Below are 18670 nucleotides of genomic sequence, written 5' to 3' on the forward strand. Positions count from 1 at the left end.
TTTATTCAAAAGAATGACCGAATAGTGTATAAATGAAAAGTGAGTATTTTTTTGTAAAGGAGTGCCATAGTTTGAAACCTGAATCAGTGAATCGTTCGCTTATTTCTATTTCGAAATGGGGAAAAGCGACAGGTATTTTGTTTATTATTATAGGCGCGTTTGCGGCGCTGTCGGGCGCGTTTTTCTTTTTAATCGGAGCCATTCCCGGCGTTTTGCAGATCATTGCCGGCATTTTTCTGATGCGCTCGGCAAATGAAGCGGGACAGATGGCGGCGCAGTTCAATGAACTGACAGAGGAACATATGCTGGAGAATTATGCAAAGTTCGTGAAAATGCAGGGGATCTATCTGATCGTGACGGTCGGCTTGTCTGTTCTCGGTATCGTTCTTTTCATTGTCCTCATGACGCTCGGCATCGTGGACGGCGTGTTTAATAATATTGATGCCAATACATATTAAAAAGGAAAATCCCGGCGCATCCGCCCGGGATTTTTTCTTATTCCGCTTCTTCGACAACGGTAAAGTTTTTCTGCTTTGGATTTGCCAATACGGCGAACAGCATTGACGCTGTATGCTCCAGCGCGCTTTCCGTTCGGGTCATGGACTCCGTGCTCTCAAGGTCTTGTAAATTCTCGCCTGCTGAAGCGCTGTATGCAGATATTCTTTCGGCAAAAAAGTTTTTTCAAATAAAACTTTTCCTCAGAGTTTCAACTGAAATCACTCAGTTCTGCGAAATAAGGCTATGGCGGTACAAGACCACTCAGCATACAGTTTTTTGGGTCTTTGTAATTAAATTACAATTGTTCTTAATATTCACTCATGTATTCATGCTATTATATTGAAAGGAACGATCAAAAGCGTTGGCGTTTGTTAAATATTTACGAGTGCTGCCTCATGTCAAAGTCAGAAAAAATAGTATAGGAGGTAACATATGTTTAAGTTTAAAAAGAAATTCTTAGTGGGATTAACGGCAGCTTTCATGAGTATCAGCATGTTTTCGGCAACCGCCTCTGCAGCTGGCACAGATTACTGGCAAAATTGGACTGACGGGGGCGGGACAGTAAACGCAGTCAATGGCTCTGGCGGAAATTACAGTGTTAATTGGTCTAATACCGGGAATTTCGTTGTTGGTAAAGGCTGGACTACAGGCTCGCCATTTAGAACAATAAACTATAATGCCGGTGTTTGGGCGCCGAATGGCAATGGATATTTGACTTTATATGGCTGGACGAGAGCACCTCTCATCGAATATTATGTGGTGGATTCATGGGGTACTTACAGACCTACCGGAACGTATAAAGGTACTGTAAAGAGTGATGGAGGTACATATGACATATATACAACGACACGTTATAATGCACCTTCCATTGATGGCGATAACACTACTTTTACGCAGTACTGGAGTGTCCGCCAGTCGAAGAGACCAACCGGAAGCAACGCTGCAATCACTTTCAGCAATCATGTTAACGCATGGAAGAGCCATGGAATGAATCTGGGCAGTAATTGGGCTTATCAAGTCTTAGCGACAGAAGGATATAAAAGCAGCGGAAGTTCTAATGTAACAGTGTGGTAACAGCTCATCTTTAATGAGGGGCAGCTAACGGGCTGCTGATCGTTCCTTGAGAAATTTTATAATGATTGTGAAGAGGCGAACGGTTTTGGCATTACCGGAGGCAGGATATTCTCCATCAGTTTTTTTAGCGCGTATTAAAATAAGAGTTCCGTCTTTTTTTGGTAACCCGCTTACAACAGACACCTTCACATAAGCCTTAAGCAAAATAAAAATATCCCGGTTACCACCTCCTTTAGTTTCGGAGGATTTCTTCATTAAACAGATCGCAATCCCGCATCCAGGCTTGTCTGAATATAGAGCCAAAACCGTGATTTCCTCATTATCCATTGTAACCATTTCCGTTACACCTCTAGCGGCATGAACCCATCTCTTTTTAACAAAAGAGATGATTCATTACATCATAAAGGGACTTGCTCGCAAGTTCATTCTCCATTGCCCGCTGTACGCTTCCGAACGTCTCATCGAGCGCGCGCTGAATATTTTTGCCGACCGGACAGTCGGGGTTCGGATTGTCGTGAACCGCAAAAAGCTCTTCCTTATTCTGCACCGCCCTGTAAACCTCTAAGAGGGTGATCTCCGACGGATCTTTTTTCAGGCTGGCTCCCGGAACACCCGCCCGGGATGTCAGAATACCCGCTTTTTTCAGCTGGCTGATCGTTCTCCGCACTACGACGGGATTGGTGTTTACGCTGCCCGCAATCATGTCCGATGACGCCCGTTCATCCGTTGAGATCAGCGATAAAATGTGAATGGCCACAGCAAGACGGCTGTTAATCATGTTTTTCACCACCGTTGTAACCACAATGGTTACATTTCATTTGTTTGTCAACTACTAATATACACTAAAACGGGCGGCAGGATGAAATCAAGTTGGCAATAGAGGGTAAACAGGCCGGCGGGAAACCGGCCGGAGAGGGATTAAAATAAGAAATAACGCTGTCCTAACGGAACATAACTGACGGGCTGGCATGCCAGCTCTTCTCCGTCGGCGAACACCTGATAGGTTTTCGGATCGACATGTATATTCGGCATCGCGTCATTCAGCTTCATGTCGAGCTTACTCAGCTTACGGATATTCCGTACGGGAGAAATCATTTTTTCAAGGCCGAGCTTTTCCGGCACACCGTTTGCGATACCGGCCTGGGACATAAATGTAATAGAGGTATTTCGGTTTGCTTTACCGTAGGATGCGTACATCTGCCGCATAAACACGGGCTCAGGCGTCGGAATGGAAGCATTCGGATCTCCCATCTGGGCGCGGGCGATCATGCCGCCTTTGAGCACAAGTTCAGGTTTGACACCGAAGAAAACCGGGTCCCATAGTACAAGGTCTGCAAGCTTTCCTTTTTCAACGGAACCGACTTCATGGCTCAGGCCGTGAGTGACAGCCGGGTTGATCGTGTATTTGGCGATATAGCGTTTGGCGCGCACATTGTCATTGCCGTTTTCTCCTGATAGAGCGCCGCGCTGTTTTTTCATTTTATCGGCGACCTGCCATGTCCGGATAATCACTTCTCCCACCCTGCCCATCGCCTGCGAGTCAGATGACGTCATGCTGATCGCGCCGATATCGTGCAGAATATCCTCCGCCGCGATGGTGGCCGCTCTGATGCGTGAATGACTGAACGCCACGTCTTCAGGCACTTTTGAATCTAAATGATGGCAGACCATCATCATATCAAGATGCTCGTCCATCGTGTTGACGGTATATGGAATCGTCGGCGTCGTAGAGGACGGCAGGATATTGGCGTAAGATGCGAGTTTCATAATATCCGGTGCATGGCCTCCGCCGGCTCCCTCTATGTGATATGTATGGATAACCCGGTCGCCGATCGCATCAAGCGTATTTTCTAAAAAGCCCGCTTCATTTATCGTGTCTGTGTGGATCGCCACCTGAATGTCCGCCTCATCCGCTGCTTCCATGCAAGCTTTAATGGCGCTTGGCGTTGATCCCCAATCTTCATGCAGCTTCAGGCCGATCGCGCCTGCTTCCACCTGCTCGATCAGCGGCGCTTTATCGGATGCATTTCCTTTTCCTAAGAAACCGACATTGATCGGAAACTCCTCGGCCGCTTCCAGCATTCTCGACATGTACCATGCACCGGATGTACAAGTCGTCGCTTTACTTCCCGTCGCAGGACCTGTTCCGCCGCCGAGAAGCGTGGTCACGCCTGAAGAAAGCGCGACTTCCATCTGCTGCGGGCAGATAAAGTGGATATGCGTATCCACCCCGCCGGCCGTTACGATTTTCCCTTCGCCGGAAATGACTTCTGTTCCGGCACCGATAATCATGTGCGGGTCCACCCCATCCATCATATCAGGGTTGCCGCTTTTCCCGACGCCGACAATCCGGCCGTCCTTCACCCCGATATCCGCCTTGACGATTCCGGTATAATCCAGGATAACGGCGTTTGTAATGACCAGATCAAGCGCTCCGTCTTTCCCGGTGATACGCCCGTTCTGCCCCATGCCGTCCCGGATTGTTTTCCCTCCGCCGAAAATCATTTCTTCCCCGTAATTCGTGAAATCTTTTTCGACTTCAATCCATAAATCCGTATCTCCGAGTCTGACTTTGTCTCCCGTTGTCGGTCCGAACAGTTCTGCGTATTGCTCACGTGACATTTTCATCGGATCGCCTCCTCCATCCATCCGGCTTTTTTAAGATTTGACAGCGTCTTCTCTTTTCCCCGCTCATCCATATACGTATCGGCCATGCCGTTGAGGCCTCTGACCGTTTTTCGCCCTCCGATTTCCACGAGCGTGACGGTTTTCTCTTCTCCCGGTTCAAAACGGACAGATGTGCCTGACGGGATATCAAGGCGCATGCCGATTGCTTTGTCCCGATTGAAGGAAAGGGAGCCGTTGGCTTCGGCAAAATGAAAATGCGATCCTACCTGCACTGACCGTGTTCCGTTATTGGTGACTGACACCTCCAGCGTCTTCCGGCCTTCGTTAATGGTGATGGTCCCCTTTGCGACTTGAATCGCTCCCGGCTTCATGACTTCACCTCCGCTTTGATCGGCTGATGAACGGTGACAAGCTTAACCCCGTCCGGGAACGTCGCTTCCACCTGAATGCTGTCCAGCATTTCCGCAACACCTTCCATAACGTCTTTTTCCGTCAATACATTGCGGCCGGATTCCATCAGCTCCGCAACGCTTTTTCCGTCTCTCGCGCCTTCCATCAGATAACAGGTCAAATATGCGGCGGCTTCGGGATAATTCAGCAGGACGCCGCGCGCCTTCCGTTGCTTAGCGAGCTCTCCCGCCGTAAAAATAAGCAATTTTTCTTGTTCAACCGGTGTCAGTTTCATCTGTATTCCCCCTTAGTGATAGTCAAACGCAATCCGCATGGTCATACCGAAACGATGCAGGCGGCCGTTACCCCCTTCACCTCATGAAATGTTAAGTGATAAAAGTTATTCGACGGTGAACGGCCCGATTCCTTTTGCAGAAATGACCGATTTCTCATTTTTTTCTTCAACAAACGTTTAATTAAATGTGAAGAAAGGTTACATTCTTTGTGAATATTATAAAGAAATCGCCGGAGAATTTATAGAATATTTAAAAATTTAGTGAATATTAACCAAATGAACTGGAATTTTTGTCATTTCTCATAACAAAAAGCCCAAAATATTTTGGGCTTTTGCTGTGTTTCACGATCAAATTAATCATCACTGAGTTTATCTTTCGTTTTACCGACACCCTTTTGCAGGCTGCCTTTCGCTTTGTCTTTTTTCCCTTCCGCTTTTAAGTCGGACTTGTTTGCCATGTCGCCTGCTTTGTCCTTTGCTTCCCCTTTCATTTTGTTCATGCCGCCTTTTACTTTGTCTTTTAAACCGTTATCTTCACTCATGATCTCTTCAGCTCCTTTTGTTTTTGTGTACTTGTTTTCTTCCCTTTCAGCCCGAACACAAACATGTAAACTCTCAATTATTGATTTCACAGCGTTCCCCGTAGCGGATCACTTTGTAAACGGCCAATCCGTCTGACAGCTTATTATCCCCGTATTGCACGGGCAGAAGAGCAAAGAAAACATAATAAGTTGAAAAATAGACAAATTGGTAAAAAAATAAGTTTGGCTCGAGGACATCTTTTATGATCAGCAGATTTATTAAAAAGATAGAAGCGAGATTAAACAGACAGCCTCCGGAATAGACGAGCGCGCTCGTCAGACGGTTATCTATCCGCAATTCGCCGAACTTGCAGAAAGAATCTATGAAGTAGATACGCCGAACCTGAATCGGCCCTACTTTTAAAAGACGTTTCCCCATTCCGATATCCAATGACGCCTTGCCTCCGAACAGCATGGCCATAAAGCTGTGTCCCGACACATGGATGACAGACACCATCGGGAGAATGATGAGAAATGAAACGAAAAACTTTATCATATCATTAAATCCGAACAACAAATCCCTCCTTCCCATCGTACTTTTTTCCCTCTTTTGCGATTTTTCCGATTTTTTCTATGATCAAACGTCTTGATGTGCATAAAAAAATAACCATCTGCTGATCAGATGGTTAAGAAAATTATATATCGTATAAACACTGTTCTTTTTGAATGTTTTCTCTCATGCGAATCGCTTTTTCATAAAAATACGCCGCTTCTTTATATTGCTCATGTGCGCTTGTGTAAACGGCGGCCTCCAAGGCGAAATCTTCAATATACACATACAGCGATTTTTCATTCATATAGTCAAACACTTCATGAATTAAATCCATATTGAGAGACTCCAAATAAAGCGCTTGTAAAAACTTATACTTCTCTAAACTGAATCGGTCGCCGCGTTCTTTCGCGATCATGATCCCTCTTTCATAATAGGTAAGGGCCGCTTGGTCATCATGCAGCCTGAAAAGGGTGTGCGTTAAGCTGAACAGCGCCTTCGGAAGCTGTTCAAGCTGATGCTCTTCAAAAACGGGAACCGCTTTTCTAAAGTACCGGGCCGCTTCATCCAGATCCCGCTTTTCAGAATAACAATTCCCCAGATTGTAAAGCGAAGACCCGATCAGGCGGGGCTGTCCTTCAAGCAAAGAAAGGCGGAGGGCTTCGTCTAAATGCTCAAGCGCTTTGTCGTAGTTTTTGCAGTCGATGTAGTTTCCTGAGATGACGAAATGGCATTGAATTCTCCGCACTCTGTAAAAATCGTGTTTCATATACGTATCCAGCGCCTGAATCCCGTGATTCATGGAAAAATGAGTCTGCTTCATGACGTAAAACACTTCAGACATCTTGAAATGGAATTCCGCCCTCTCTATATCATCCTCGACAAATGAAAGGAGTTTTTCCGCTTTCCGGTAAAAAGAAATAGCCGCAACATAGTTATTGTGATCGAATTCATACATTCCTCTGAACAAATGGAAATAATACTCAGACAGTCCTGATATACTGTCCGTGCTTTCGATCGTCTTTTGCAGCTCGCTGTACTGAATCTGTGATTGTTCGGTGCATTCCGGCTTGACGTAATCAAGCATAATATGATGGCGGTAGCTGATCAGCTGATAATATAGCAGCAGCAGCTGGTCTTCCTCCATACGTTGTATATCCTCATCAATTTCCTCTTTCAGCTTTATGGCATCAGCCGCTTGAAACGCTAAAATGTGCTTGTACCATTTGTTGATCTTGACTCCAACTTGAGATGACGGAATCTCGTATGCGGTCATGCCCCTTTCACAACCTTTTCTAATTTCTATTGGTTATATTTTAACATATTGTATGGCTTTGGAATTGCATAACTTGATTGTCCTGCATCAAAATTCCTATCATATATTTCGGCTGTCACCGGTATTTTTTGAACAGACCGCTCTCATAATGTGAATAAAAAAGCCTGCCCTTGTCCGGGCAAGCTTTTCTTCATCCGCCTATATAAGACATTTCCACTTTCTTTTTCCCATCCGTTTTAGAAAGCGCGCGGTCAATTGAATACTGATCCGTGCGATTTCTCCAGACAGAAGCGATGGATTCCGTCAATTCATCATCGGTCAGACCGCCGCGCACGAGTTTCCGAACATCATAGCCGCTTGACGCAAACAGGCACGTAAACAGCTCGCCTCTCGCCGACAGGCGTGCTCTGTTGCAGGAGGCGCAGAACGCATCCGAGACGGAGGAAATCACGCCGATTTCGCCGGAACCGTCAAGATAGCGGAACCTGGAAGCGACCTCCCCTTTATAATTCGCTTCTATCGGCTCCGTCGGCATGTGCTGGTTGATCAGATCAATAATTTCGGCCTTCGTGATCACGTCTTTTTTATTCCATTGATTCGTATTGCCTACATCCATAAATTCAATAAACCGGAGAATATGACCCTTTTCTTTAAAATAGCGGGCCATCGGCAGGATATCTTTTTCATTGACGCCCTTTTGAACAACCATATTGATTTTCACACCGAGTCCGGCCGCTTTTGCCGCCTCAATGCCCTCAAGCACCTTGTTCACCGAAACGCCGCGGCCGTTAATGGCCTTAAACCGCTCATCCTCTAAAGAATCGAGGCTGACTGTCACTCGATGCAGCCCCGCCTGCTTCAGTTTTTTCGCATACACGGGAAGCAGAGAGCCGTTTGTCGTCATCGCGATATCTTTAAGTCCGGGGATGCGCGCAAGTTTTTTGATCAATTCAGGCATATCTTTTCTCATGAGCGGCTCTCCGCCCGTCAGCCTGATTTTTTCAACGCCAAAGCGGCCGACAAACAGCTTCGCAAGCCGCTCAAGCTCCTCGAAGGAGAGCAATTCCGTCTTTTGTAAAAATGGATAATCCGGTCCGAATAATTCGGCTGGCATACAGTACGTGCATCTGAAGTTGCAGCGGTCGGTTACAGAGATACGAAGATCCCTGAGCGGCCTTTCCCTTTTGTCTGTCACCCGGCGCGTTTCTGTATTCATAAGCCCAAGACCCCTTTCTATTGTTCAACCCGTTCAGGATGTGTGTATACGTTAAATGATCCGTTTCTGACAAAACCGATCGCGGTGATGTTCAGCTCTTCCGCCATTTGCAGCGCGAGCTCCGTCGGCGCCGATTTTGAAATGACAATCGACACGCCGATTTTTGCGGCTTTTAATAAAACCTCTGAGGAAATCCGGCCGCTGAAGACGATCAGCTTGTCACGGACGGGCATTCCGTTTTTCAAACAGCAGCCGTACAGCTTATCCAGCGCGTTGTGGCGCCCGATATCCGTCCTCATCAAGAGCAGCTTTTCCGTATCGCACAGCGCTGCATTATGGACGCCGCCCGTTTCCCGGAATGTGCCGCTTCCGCTTTGCATCTCCTTCATCAGGCGAAGGCACGTCTCAGGAGTTATGGTAATCCGGCTGACGGCGGTTTTGGCCGTTTTCACATCCTGCTGAAAGTAAAAATGGCGGCCTTTCCCGCAGCATGAACCGATGACCCTCTTCGTATAGTCCTTTTGCTCAAGCACTCCGGGATTCGTCAGTTCAACATATGCAAACCCGAGACTTTCATCTATAGTAAAGCTTTTGATCTCTTTTTCAAAACGAATGACGCCTTCTGATGCGAGAAATCCGATGACGAGTTCCTCTAAATGGTCAGGCGTGCAGACGAGCGTAACAAATTCCTGCCCGTTCACCATGACGGTCAGCGGATACTCTGAAACCATCCGATCTGCCGTCTTTGTTAATACCCCTTTTTCATAGCGGTATATGTCTCTTACCGCTGTTGTTTTTTCATCCACTTTTTTCCCCTCCGCAGTATCCTTCTCTTTTATTCTTCCACAATCCCTGTATTTTGTCGAATTTGCGGTTTAAAAAAAGAGCCCTCTTCGGACTCTATGTTTCATTGCGATGATGTCTGCTCAGAATGGTGAATAAAATAACTGCGGCGATAATGGCCAATATACTGACGAATATGAAGGCGGCAAGCTTCAGAAAAATCCCTATCAGAACAAAAACGACTGCCGCCAGCACCAATATAATGCCTGCTCCTTTTAACAACAGCGTTCATCTCCTTTTATCCGTATCATTCCCGCGGTTCCGTTTTCTAAACAAAAAAAGACGCCGCGCGGGCGTCCTTTTTTAACCTATTCTTTTGCTAAATCCTTTGCAGCGTCTTCCCAAGCCTGTTTGAACTCGTCCGCGCTGTCAGCTGAGACGTATGTGCCGCCTCCCGCTTCCGCCGCTTTTTCAAGGCTTTCGCTTCCTTTCATGCCGAAGTTGAAGCCGATGATATTGACGACCGTGTTGACATTCGCTTTACGGAGCTTTTGAATTTCGGCCTGAGGATTCCCGCCGCATGTTTCTTCACCGTCTGTGATCAGATATACGACGTTTTTCCCTTTAGCGCCGGCCCGCTCAAATTCTTCCCGTGTATCAGAAAGCGCTTTCGCTATCGGTGTCCAGCCGGTCGGTTTAATCTTGCTGAGTGATTGCTCAAATGGAGTCACGGCGTACGGCTGAAGGCCGTATAACGTTTCTGTCGCGTTACATGATACGGCTTTGCCTGAGTTTTTATTATTGCCCTTGTGCCCGAATACCCGAAGCATCAGATTCGTGTCTTCAGGAAGAACTTCCGCAAAAGAAGTGACAGACTCTTTCGCAACATCTATTTTACGCTCTCCCCCTGTTTTTTGTATCATGCTTCCGCTTGCGTCAAACAGCACGGCGACATTTGTTTCTTCGTGCTTTTTCTCAGCTGCAAAAACAGGCGATCCGAGTGAAAGCGTCAAAAGTCCGACAATCCCCGCAGTGAACATTTTTTTCATTTCCTTCATTCCTCTCCGTTTGTTTTTGGCCGATGGGCCCCCGGCTCTTCTCTATGCTAGATGAGGAGTATGCAAAAAGATATAGGGCGGGATTCCTTTTGTATAAGCGGCTGTACGCCGTTAAAAATGAACAGAATTATGCGCATCATCCTAAAAAGATTGGATAAATGATGACAGATTTAATGCCTTTTTCGCCCTTTTTGTAATATAAGTCCGGAATCTGATTCTTTTTACAGTTTTCTCTTCATCTTTTCTTGAAACTTTTGTTAAATGGAACATAAAAAAAAGGGCCGCTAAACGGCACCTTTTCTTATTTCGCTAATGAACTCGCTTCCATCGTAAAGATGCGGTTCATATCCTTTTGGCTGTGAGCTTCGTAATATTTTCCTCCGCCCGCACCGGCAATTGCGTGAAGCTGTCCGTTGAAGCCTTCTTTAAAGTCAAAGCCGATCACGTTGACTTTAATATGATGTTTGCGAAGTTCTTTCGCTGTCTTAATAGGATCTCCGCCGCATGTCTCCTCACCGTCTGTCAACAGGTAAACGGATTTAAAGCCGAATTTATGAACGCCGTTAAAAGAAGCCTTCGCATCTTCTAATGCTTTTGCAATCGGTGTCCAGCCCGTAGGCCCGATTCCGTTCAGAGAATTGAGGAAGCTCTGTCTGTCAAACTTTTGGAATCCGTATACACCGCGAATGGATTCACAAGATTGAACTTTTCCGGAGTTTTTATTATTGCCTTCCGAACCGAAAACCGTCATTCTGACCTGTGATGTAGACTTAATTCGATCTGCAAAACGGACGATTTCATCTTTTGCCATATTGTATTTAGAAACGCCGTCAATCCGTTTCGCCATACTGCCGCTCGCATCAAGCAAAATGGCGATATTGTTTTTAAATAAAAATGTCTTCTCGTTTGCATTCTCGGCAGCAAAAGCAGGAGATGCAGCAGTCAGCATCAATCCGAGCATGATTATGAGTGAAAGTGTTTTTTTCATTGCTTCTTCCCCTTTTCAATAGATTTACGTTCAACGCCGAACAATATTTATCGTAAATGAGATGAAAAGGGAAATAAATAGGACGGCGTTCCTCATTATTTTTGCGTATATTCACATAGATGCGGCATTTTTATCAGTGATTTTCACCCGTCGCTCAGCCTTCAGACGGCATTTGTCAGCCTTTAGGCTTTCGTTATATGAGTCTGTTGGTTGCTTTACCGTTTATGGAATAGTTTTCAAAAAAAACAGACGCTCATGAAAGCGTCTATTTTTTCGCCATATATTTGTTTAAAAATGAATCTGCTTCGGATATGTCCACTCCCTGATAATAATGCTTGACGATGTCCGCCACGGATTTCCCCTGCTCCGCCATGTAATTGGCCCCGTACTGGCTCATGCCGACGCCGTGGCCGAATCCTTTTGTCGTAATGGTGATGCTGCCGCCGTTCCGTTTCCATTCAAAGTCGGCAGAACGGAGTCCGAGTTTTTCCCGGATGTCTCTTCCCTTCAGCTTTTTGCCGTTTATGACGGCCGTCGCCACTTGATGGCCCGGCGTTCTGGCTGTAATCTGCCCTACCGTGTTTTGTCCCGAGAGCTGCACGCCGAGCTTTTGCTGAAACTCCGGCACACTGAAGGTCTGGGTGGCGAGATATTTCGGCGATTGCTTATCCCACGGACTTTTCACGCTCTTTAAATAAGGAATGGCGCTTGTCCAATAGGCTTCCGCATTTTCCGTATACCCGTTGCTCGTAGAGAAGAAAGATGCCTCAATCGGCTTGTTGTCGTACGTTAAAATCTTTCCTTGCGTGCCTGCGACCGCGTTTGTGATTTTCTTGAGGTTGTGTGCGTACTTAGAACCCCATTCTTTTTTCAGCTGGCTTTTGCTTTGATAGACTTGGAACATTTGCGTATCATCCACCAGTGATCCTTTCGGCGCCTGAACGGCTGAGTCAGCGACCATCAGTCTGACGATGAAAGTCCGGGCGGCGAGCGCCTGGGCTTTTAAGGCTTCCGGTTTAAAGTTTGCGGGCATTTCGGAAGCCACGACACCGATCACGTACTCTTCAAGCGGAATGTTCTCTACAGAATGTTTGGATGTCCGATAAACCGGAATGGATACAGGTGATTCTTTCAATGTTTCTGCTCCTTTTGTTTCTCGTGTGGTGTGTGCTGTTTTGTGTCCGGGCTCTCTGTTTACGGCTGCTCCTTTTTCCGCCTGAAACGGAAGAACGAGAATGGTGGGAACAAGAAGAATAAGTATACACAGCCCGGATAGTAGAAATACAATCGGTTTCATATATCAGCTGCCTCCTGCTTGGGATTCGACTCTACTTCATCTTATGGGCAGGGACAAGCTAATATGACTTCCTTTTGGACAGAATCTTATTCCATTTTTCACGCGAAAAACGTATTCTTTTTTGAAAATCAGAGCATAATAATGATGATAAACCATAAAAAAACAGTATGCCAGATTGACATACTGTTTTTACAGCCATTATGCGTTTAGGTCAGTTACGACTTCTTTGCTTTCTTGTTCAGCGGCCGTTTCATCAACGACACGCTCGATGTCAGCGCCGAGAGCCGCAAGTTTTTTATGGAAATTCACATAACCGCGATCCAAGTGCTTCAGTTCCGTGACGCGTGTATGACCTTCAGCCACTAATCCCGCAAGAATCAGCGCCGCGCCCGCACGCAGGTCCGTAGCGGCAACTTCTGCGCCTTGCAGCTGTACAGGACCGTTAATGATCACAGAACGTCCTTCAATTTTAATGTCGCCATTCATCCGGCGGAATTCTTCAGCATGCATAAAACGGTTTTCAAACACAGTTTCAGTAATCATGCTTGTTCCGCTCGCACGGAGAAGCAGCGCCATCATTTGCGACTGCATATCAGTCGGGAATCCTGGGTGAGGCATCGTTTTAATGTCGATCGGCTTCAGCTGGGCTGGACCGATGACACGAAGGCCTTCTCCTTCATCCGTAATTTTGACTCCCATTTCTTCCATTTTCGCAATTAAAGACGTAAGATGCTCAGGAACCGCACCTTTTACTAATACATTTCCTTCCGTGATAGCCGCAGCCACCATGAAAGTACCCGCCTCAATACGGTCAGGAATGATGTTGTGTCTTACGCCGTGAAGCTTCTCGACACCTTCAATTTTAATGGTGCCTGTGCCGGCTCCGCGGATTTTTCCGCCCATCGCATTGATATAGTTCGCTAAGTCAACGATTTCAGGCTCTTTTGCCACGTTTTCAAGCGTTGTTGTTCCTTCAGCTAAAGCAGCTGCCATAATCAAGTTTTCTGTCGCACCCACACTTGGGAAATCTAAATAGATTTTTGCGCCCTGCAGACGGCCTTCCACTTCTGCTTCAATAAAGCCGTTGCCTACTTTGATTTTTGCACCCATTGCTTCAAAGCCTTTTAAATGCTGATCAATCGGTCTTGAGCCGATTGCGCAGCCGCCCGGAAGCGCTACTCTTGAATGACCCGTACGGGCTAACAGAGGGCCCATAACAAGCACTGACGCGCGCATTTTGCGCACATATTCAAAAGGTGCTTCTGTTTCTAAAGCGTAAGAAGCGTTTACGGTAACTTCATTATTCTCAAAATGCACATCTGCTCCTAAATGACGCAACACTTCATTAATTGTATATACATCGGAGAGCGTAGGTACATCACATATTACGCTTTTTTCTTCACTTGCTAATAAAGATGCAGCGATAACTGGTAAAACGGCATTTTTTGCTCCTTCAACTTTCACTGTGCCGTTTAACTTCTGACCGCCGCGGACGATGATTTTTTCCAAGGTATTCCCCTCCGCGTCCCTATATTCTCTATATTAATATTCAGTCGTCACGATTGGTGTGCCAACCGTAACGGTATGTTTTCCGCCCATTCCCGCACTTCTAAGCGCAACTTGCACATTCATCTTATGTTTCGATGTCATGATGTAATCTGTCCACTTATATGTAAATGCAGAAACAGAAACGAAATGAGGCTCAACTACATGTTCAACTGGACTTGCTTCAAATTCTTTCATGAGCTGTTCTGCTTTTTTTTGCAAAACAATACTCATATTATCATTTAAATGACCCTTTAGACAAGTAAAAATAAATACTTTATTTTGAAATATGTCATGTGCCTGCCGTTCAAACTGTTCATATGTATCATTCCAGTTTTCCGGTTGCTCCGGGCTCATTTGCTCATATAATAAATACGAAGTTGGGTTCTGGTTTTTGAGGGTAGTGACGAGCTGCAGTTTAAAAGTTGTGTGATTTTTTTTGTCAGAATACGTGCCGACGGCCTTTACGATTTTATCTTCCCGCGCGGATTCCCAATGATATTGCGGATACTGCGTCTTCAGTTCTTTTACCTTGTCATCAAATTCACTCAGTGACAGGTTCAGATTTTTTTTCGCATGAAGCGTCCATTCATCCACAGTGACCTGCTGCCGCTCCATTCCTTCGGCAATCTGGGCAAGCGGAGACAGCTCACTTGCATGAATGGAATGAAATACCGCTATTAAGGCGCTTAAAAAAACAAAAAACAAGATGATGCGGCCTGCTCTTTTTTTCTTCATATCGATCTCTCCCCCTTACTCCCATTTTTGCCGGAGCCGGGGAAAGCAATACATGGAAAACTTCGTCAAAACTCGCCAAGCGGGTGAAGAAAAATTGGTTTCTCACCCAGCGATTCCCTTCATTTCAACAGACGAAACATCTTAAAATAAGTATGGAAGCTGTTTCGAATAGGTAAGATAATCTAAAAAGAAGTTGGCGACTGCCGTACCGATCGCAATGGTAAGAAGAATGATCAGCAGCCTCGCCTGCACTATTTTTCCTTTTCGGATCAGCGGATCAAAGTTGACGGCCTGAAGCGCCCACCATGTCACCGCAATGCATACCAGGTGAACCAGGATGCTGATTGCGGCCTGCTGCCCCAATACATTCACAAATTCCATCTCCTTTCATTTTTTCCGCCCCTCATATCCTCTCTTATTATATAAGAAGAAGAGAGAAAGATGATCATTTTTACATCAGAATTTTTATCCAAAATTAGGGGCAATCCCCGCTTAAATGTCCGTTCTCCGGTATGATATACTTTTTTGGAAAGGAGATGGGAATATGAATCATTCCTTTTTTCATCCGGAAAAGCAGTATGGAGAAACACTTCCCGTATTTGACCACGAGTGGGAAGCGATAGCATTCTACTATGATTATAGACAGTCTCAAACAGAGGAACTGAAAGAATTATGTCAGTTTTTCAACATTTCTCTTGATTATTCACCCGGCAGCCTGCTGGCAGTGGAAGCTCTTTACTTCCGCAGCATAAAAGAGCTGCTTTTGGCGGATTGGAACCTGCCGATTGACGAATTTGAGAAAATGCTCAGTGTGTATGTCATCGATTGCGCCATCAGACATCATGACGATGCCGAATGGGTCGTCAAACCTTATCCGTATACGGACGGCGCTTATACGACGGGTGTGCGGAGAGGAAACAAAACGTGGCACACCGACAACTGCTGCGAACATTTATATCTGCAAAAAGAAGAGGATCATCCGCTTATCGGCGTCTATGAATCTCTTATGCGTTAATATAGAAAAAGAATCCTTCTCAGACAGCCGAGAAGGATTCTTTTTTAGTTTCCTGCAACATCCAATCTGTTTACAGCCCGCTGTAACGCAAGCTCAGCCCGACGAATGTCAGTATCATCTGATCGTTTGTTCAAACGGTCTTCCGCCCGCTTTTTCGCAGCAAGGGCGCGCTCTTTATCAATGCTTTCCGCTGTTTCAGCGGCTTGTGCAAGGATAGTGACCTGATCAGGACGGACTTCTAAAAATCCGCCGCTGACAGCCGCCAATTCGGTCTGCCCGTCTTTTTTAAGGCGGACAGCGCCGATTTTAAGCGGAGCCACGGTCGGAATATGGCCAGGCAGGATACCGAGATCACCGCTCTCGGCTCTTACACTCACCATTTCAATATCAGCATCATATACTGGGCCGTCGGGAGTAACGATATTGACTTTAACGGTCTTCATGCTTTTACCCTCCTAGGACCAGATTAAACTTCTACACCCATCTCTTTTGCATTCTCAATGACTTCTTCAATGCGTCCCACAAGACGGAATGCATCTTCCGGAAGATGGTCATATTTACCGGAAAGGATTTCTTTAAAGCCTCGTACCGTTTCTTTAACAGGCACGTAAGAACCCTTTTGTCCCGTAAACTGCTCAGCTACGTGGAAGTTTTGAGAAAGGAAGAACTGGATACGGCGTGCGCGGTGAACGACAAGCTTGTCTTCTTCACCTAATTCGTCCATACCGAGAATCGCGATAATATCCTGAAGTTCTTTGTAACGCTGAAGCGTTGACTGGACTTCACGCGCCACCGCATAATGCTCTTCTCCGACAATTTCCGGAGCAAGCGCGCGGGAAGTGGAAGCCAGCGGATCAACCGCAGGGTAGATACCCATTTCAGTTAATTTACGCTCAAGGTTAGTCGTTGCATCCAAGTGAGCGAACGTTGTCGCCGGCGCCGGGTCAGTGTAGTCATCGGCAGGCACGTAGATCGCCTGGATAGATGTAACTGAACCAACGTTTGTAGACGTAATACGCTCTTGAAGCTGACCCATTTCTGTCGCAAGCGTCGGCTGATAACCAACCGCAGAAGGCATACGGCCGAGAAGCGCGGAAACCTCTGAACCCGCTTGTGTGAAACGGAAAATGTTATCGATAAAGAACAGTACGTCCTGTCCTTGTTTATCACGGAAATGCTCAGCCATTGTAAGACCCGTCAGTGCTACACGCATACGTGCGCCCGGCGGCTCGTTCATTTGTCCGAAGACCATGGCTGTTTTCTTGATAACGCCTGAATCGCTCATTTCGTAGAAAAGGTCGTTCCCTTCACGAGTACGCTCTCCTACACCGGCGAATACGGAAATACCGCCGTGCTCTTGCGCGATGTTGTTGATTAATTCCTGGATTAATACGGTTTTACCTACGCCGGCGCCGCCGAACAATCCGATTTTACCGCCCTTGATGTAAGGAGCGAGCAGGTCAACAACCTTAATTCCCGTTTCAAGAATTTCAACCTCAGTTGAAAGCTCATCGAATGAAGGAGCTGATCTGTGGATCGGGTCCTTTTGAGCATCCGCAGGCAGCGGTTCATTTAAATCAATTTTATCTCCCAGTACGTTAAATACGCGTCCGAGAGTCACATCACCGACAGGAACGGAAATCGGCGCACCTGTATCAACAGCTTCCATTCCGCGCTGAATTCCGTCCGTAGATGCCATGGCAATTGTACGGACTGTATCATCACCTAAATGAAGAGCAACCTCTAGCGTTAGGTCGATGCCTACTTCATTTTCGCCTGTAGCTGGCTGTGAAACTTTAATCGCATTATAAATCGCAGGCAAGTGGCCGTCCTCGAAACGTACGTCGACAACCGGTCCAAGCACCTGACTTACGCGTCCTTTCTTCATCGCTATCCCTCCTGACAAAATCTTTCTATTCTAAAGCGGCTGCACCGCCGACAATTTCGGTAATTTCTTGTGTAATCGCCGCTTGACGCGCGCGGTTATATGAAAGCGAAAGTGAATCAATGAGTTCTTTCGCATTATCAGTCGCATTTTTCATTGCTGTCATTCTCGCAGCGTGTTCACTTGCTTTACTGTCAAGAAGCGCGCCGTAAATTAAGCTTTCCGCATATTGAGGAAGCAGCACTTCGAGCACCTCTTCTTCATCCGGTTCGAACTCGTAAGAAGCCGTGCGCTTCCCGCCGCTCGTTCCGAAATCCGTTAAAGGCAGCACTTTTTTCTCCGTCACTTCCTGTGAAATCGCACTGACGAAATGGTTATACACCAAATGCAGTTCATCAAAAGCGCCGTCGATAAACATTTGGACCGTCTGACGGGTCAAATCTTTAATCTGAGCAAAAGTGACCTCGTCGCCAAGCCCCACTAACTCAGACAAAATCGGCATCTCCCGTTTTTTGAAGAAATCGCGGCCGACTCTGCCGATTGCAATCACCGTGTATTCATCTTTAGACTGATGGCGTTCTTGAATGGTGCGGTAAGCGTTTCGCAAAACCGAACTGTTAAACGCACCCGCAAGCCCGCGGTCAGATGTAATGACGAGATACGCCGTCTTTTTCACTTCTCTTGAGACAAGCATCGGGTGTTTCGCGTTTTTCGCGCCTTTTCCGACGTTAAACACAACCTCCTGGATCTTATCCATATACGGAGCAAATGACTTCGCGTTGGTTTCCGCACGGTTCAGCTTCGCAGCGGATACCATCTGCATGGCTTTTGTAATCTGGCTTGTTTTTTTCGTTGACGTGATCCTTGACTTAATATCGCGTAATGAGGCCAAAGATTTCACCACCTTTATTCT

General features: G+C 46.3%; 23 protein-coding genes. 3 read left to right on the forward strand and 20 right to left on the reverse strand.

All coding sequences use genetic code 11. The features are described 5' to 3' along the window. Positions 1-71: 71 nt before the first annotated feature. On the forward strand, positions 72-458 hold the full coding sequence (locus ACWJJ5_RS02800) for a DUF5362 family protein (RefSeq protein ID WP_070082504.1): 387 nt from the start codon (positions 72-74) through the stop codon (positions 456-458). Positions 459-930: 472 nt separating this feature from the next. Continuing rightward, positions 931-1572, forward strand: coding sequence for an endo-1,4-beta-xylanase XynA (gene xynA, locus ACWJJ5_RS02805; protein ID WP_007407578.1), 642 nt, complete (start codon positions 931-933; stop codon positions 1570-1572). Positions 1573-1596: 24 nt separating this feature from the next. Here xynA and ACWJJ5_RS02810 read toward each other — a convergent pair whose 3' ends face one another. The 17 genes from ACWJJ5_RS02810 to ACWJJ5_RS02890 all read right to left on the reverse strand — a co-directional run bounded on the left by ACWJJ5_RS02810 (position 1597) and on the right by ACWJJ5_RS02890 (position 15229). Then, positions 1597-1908: a hypothetical protein gene (locus tag ACWJJ5_RS02810; protein WP_223609733.1), complete on the reverse strand. Its 312-nt coding sequence runs from the start codon at positions 1906-1908 to the stop codon at positions 1597-1599. Between the two features lie 37 nt (positions 1909-1945). Beyond that, a complete protein-coding gene (locus ACWJJ5_RS02815; protein ID WP_003151203.1) occupies positions 1946-2350 on the reverse strand; it encodes an Rrf2 family transcriptional regulator in 405 nt (134 codons plus the stop codon). 140 nt (positions 2351-2490) lie between these two features. After that, a complete protein-coding gene (gene ureC, locus ACWJJ5_RS02820; RefSeq protein WP_014305996.1) occupies positions 2491-4200 on the reverse strand; it encodes an urease subunit alpha in 1710 nt (569 codons plus the stop codon). Further along, the gene (gene ureB, locus ACWJJ5_RS02825; RefSeq protein WP_070082506.1) at positions 4197-4571 is read right to left on the reverse strand and encodes an urease subunit beta; all 375 of its coding nucleotides are present in this window, start codon (positions 4569-4571) and stop codon (positions 4197-4199) included. Before ureB ends, ureC begins: the two co-directional genes overlap by 4 nt. After that, complete coding sequence (ureA, locus tag ACWJJ5_RS02830; RefSeq protein ID WP_003151198.1) at positions 4568-4885, reverse strand: urease subunit gamma; 318 nt, start codon at positions 4883-4885, stop codon at positions 4568-4570. The genes ureB and ureA overlap by 4 nt, the downstream gene beginning before the upstream one ends. A 353-nt stretch (positions 4886-5238) precedes the next feature. After that, positions 5239-5427 carry a CsbD family protein gene (locus ACWJJ5_RS02835; protein WP_003151197.1) on the reverse strand — a complete coding sequence of 63 codons (189 nt, stop codon included), beginning with the start codon at positions 5425-5427 and terminating at the stop codon, positions 5239-5241. A 73-nt stretch (positions 5428-5500) separates the two neighbouring features. Further along, complete coding sequence (locus ACWJJ5_RS02840; protein WP_065982538.1) at positions 5501-5980, reverse strand: hypothetical protein; 480 nt, start codon at positions 5978-5980, stop codon at positions 5501-5503. A 121-nt stretch (positions 5981-6101) separates the two neighbouring features. Further along, positions 6102-7232, reverse strand: coding sequence for a response regulator aspartate phosphatase (locus tag ACWJJ5_RS02845; protein WP_053573977.1), 1131 nt, complete (start codon positions 7230-7232; stop codon positions 6102-6104). A 190-nt stretch (positions 7233-7422) separates the two neighbouring features. After that, positions 7423-8448 (reverse strand): GTP 3',8-cyclase MoaA, encoded by a 1026-nt coding sequence (moaA, locus tag ACWJJ5_RS02850; protein ID WP_077722973.1) that lies wholly within the window; start codon positions 8446-8448, stop codon positions 7423-7425. Positions 8449-8465: 17 nt separating this feature from the next. Continuing rightward, positions 8466-9254 carry a formate dehydrogenase accessory sulfurtransferase FdhD gene (gene fdhD, locus ACWJJ5_RS02855; protein ID WP_014306001.1) on the reverse strand — a complete coding sequence of 263 codons (789 nt, stop codon included), beginning with the start codon at positions 9252-9254 and terminating at the stop codon, positions 8466-8468. A 94-nt stretch (positions 9255-9348) separates the two neighbouring features. Continuing rightward, positions 9349-9513, reverse strand: a complete 165-nt coding sequence (locus ACWJJ5_RS02860) for a hypothetical protein (protein ID WP_003151191.1) — start codon at positions 9511-9513, stop codon at positions 9349-9351. A gap of 86 nt (positions 9514-9599) precedes the next feature. Next, positions 9600-10280 (reverse strand): VWA domain-containing protein, encoded by a 681-nt coding sequence (locus ACWJJ5_RS02865; RefSeq protein ID WP_015387578.1) that lies wholly within the window; start codon positions 10278-10280, stop codon positions 9600-9602. A gap of 310 nt (positions 10281-10590) precedes the next feature. Beyond that, a complete protein-coding gene (locus ACWJJ5_RS02870; RefSeq protein ID WP_003151188.1) occupies positions 10591-11277 on the reverse strand; it encodes a VWA domain-containing protein in 687 nt (228 codons plus the stop codon). A gap of 265 nt (positions 11278-11542) precedes the next feature. Then, the gene (spoIID, locus tag ACWJJ5_RS02875; protein WP_102422815.1) at positions 11543-12574 is read right to left on the reverse strand and encodes a stage II sporulation protein D; all 1032 of its coding nucleotides are present in this window, start codon (positions 12572-12574) and stop codon (positions 11543-11545) included. Positions 12575-12772: 198 nt separating this feature from the next. After that, on the reverse strand, positions 12773-14083 hold the full coding sequence (gene murA, locus ACWJJ5_RS02880) for a UDP-N-acetylglucosamine 1-carboxyvinyltransferase (RefSeq protein WP_007407592.1): 1311 nt from the start codon (positions 14081-14083) through the stop codon (positions 12773-12775). Between the two features lie 33 nt (positions 14084-14116). After that, positions 14117-14857 carry a YwmB family TATA-box binding protein gene (locus tag ACWJJ5_RS02885; RefSeq protein WP_003151183.1) on the reverse strand — a complete coding sequence of 247 codons (741 nt, stop codon included), beginning with the start codon at positions 14855-14857 and terminating at the stop codon, positions 14117-14119. A 141-nt stretch (positions 14858-14998) separates the two neighbouring features. Next, on the reverse strand, positions 14999-15229 hold the full coding sequence (locus ACWJJ5_RS02890; RefSeq protein WP_003151181.1) for a DUF1146 family protein: 231 nt from the start codon (positions 15227-15229) through the stop codon (positions 14999-15001). Between the two features lie 172 nt (positions 15230-15401). Between ACWJJ5_RS02890 and ACWJJ5_RS02895 the strand changes: the two genes are divergently transcribed. Further along, on the forward strand, positions 15402-15872 hold the full coding sequence (locus tag ACWJJ5_RS02895) for a hypothetical protein (RefSeq protein ID WP_003151179.1): 471 nt from the start codon (positions 15402-15404) through the stop codon (positions 15870-15872). 44 nt (positions 15873-15916) lie between these two features. Here ACWJJ5_RS02895 and ACWJJ5_RS02900 read toward each other — a convergent pair whose 3' ends face one another. The 3 genes from ACWJJ5_RS02900 to atpG are packed head-to-tail and all read right to left on the reverse strand — an operon-like array spanning position 15917 to position 18649. Next, positions 15917-16315 (reverse strand): F0F1 ATP synthase subunit epsilon, encoded by a 399-nt coding sequence (locus ACWJJ5_RS02900; RefSeq protein WP_003151176.1) that lies wholly within the window; start codon positions 16313-16315, stop codon positions 15917-15919. Between the two features lie 23 nt (positions 16316-16338). Beyond that, a complete protein-coding gene (atpD, locus tag ACWJJ5_RS02905) occupies positions 16339-17760 on the reverse strand; it encodes a F0F1 ATP synthase subunit beta (RefSeq protein WP_003151173.1) in 1422 nt (473 codons plus the stop codon). Positions 17761-17785: 25 nt separating this feature from the next. Continuing rightward, complete coding sequence (gene atpG, locus ACWJJ5_RS02910) at positions 17786-18649, reverse strand: ATP synthase F1 subunit gamma (RefSeq protein WP_003151172.1); 864 nt, start codon at positions 18647-18649, stop codon at positions 17786-17788. Between the last annotated feature and the right edge of the window lie 21 nt (positions 18650-18670).

The sequence above is a fragment of the Bacillus sp. JK74 genome, assembly GCF_053663395.1.

Coding starts and splice junctions, on each gene's coding strand:
- xynA (WP_007407578.1), top strand. CDS start 931: ATGTTTAAGTTTAAAAAGAAATTCTTAGTGGGATTAACGGCAGCTTTC.
- ACWJJ5_RS02810 (WP_223609733.1), bottom strand. CDS start 1,908: ATGGTTACAATGGATAATGAGGAAATCACGGTTTTGGCTCTATATTCA.
- ACWJJ5_RS02815 (WP_003151203.1), bottom strand. CDS start 2,350: ATGATTAACAGCCGTCTTGCTGTGGCCATTCACATTTTATCGCTGATC.
- ureC (WP_014305996.1), bottom strand. CDS start 4,200: ATGAAAATGTCACGTGAGCAATACGCAGAACTGTTCGGACCGACAACG.
- ureB (WP_070082506.1), bottom strand. CDS start 4,571: ATGAAGCCGGGAGCGATTCAAGTCGCAAAGGGGACCATCACCATTAAC.
- ureA (WP_003151198.1), bottom strand. CDS start 4,885: ATGAAACTGACACCGGTTGAACAAGAAAAATTGCTTATTTTTACGGCG.
- ACWJJ5_RS02835 (WP_003151197.1), bottom strand. CDS start 5,427: ATGAGTGAAGATAACGGTTTAAAAGACAAAGTAAAAGGCGGCATGAAC.
- ACWJJ5_RS02845 (WP_053573977.1), bottom strand. CDS start 7,232: ATGACCGCATACGAGATTCCGTCATCTCAAGTTGGAGTCAAGATCAAC.
- moaA (WP_077722973.1), bottom strand. CDS start 8,448: ATGAATACAGAAACGCGCCGGGTGACAGACAAAAGGGAAAGGCCGCTC.
- ACWJJ5_RS02865 (WP_015387578.1), bottom strand. CDS start 10,280: ATGAAAAAAATGTTCACTGCGGGGATTGTCGGACTTTTGACGCTTTCA.
- ACWJJ5_RS02870 (WP_003151188.1), bottom strand. CDS start 11,277: ATGAAAAAAACACTTTCACTCATAATCATGCTCGGATTGATGCTGACT.
- spoIID (WP_102422815.1), bottom strand. CDS start 12,574: ATGAAACCGATTGTATTTCTACTATCCGGGCTGTGTATACTTATTCTT.
- ACWJJ5_RS02885 (WP_003151183.1), bottom strand. CDS start 14,857: ATGAAGAAAAAAAGAGCAGGCCGCATCATCTTGTTTTTTGTTTTTTTA.
- ACWJJ5_RS02895 (WP_003151179.1), top strand. CDS start 15,402: ATGAATCATTCCTTTTTTCATCCGGAAAAGCAGTATGGAGAAACACTT.
- ACWJJ5_RS02900 (WP_003151176.1), bottom strand. CDS start 16,315: ATGAAGACCGTTAAAGTCAATATCGTTACTCCCGACGGCCCAGTATAT.
- atpD (WP_003151173.1), bottom strand. CDS start 17,760: ATGAAGAAAGGACGCGTAAGTCAGGTGCTTGGACCGGTTGTCGACGTA.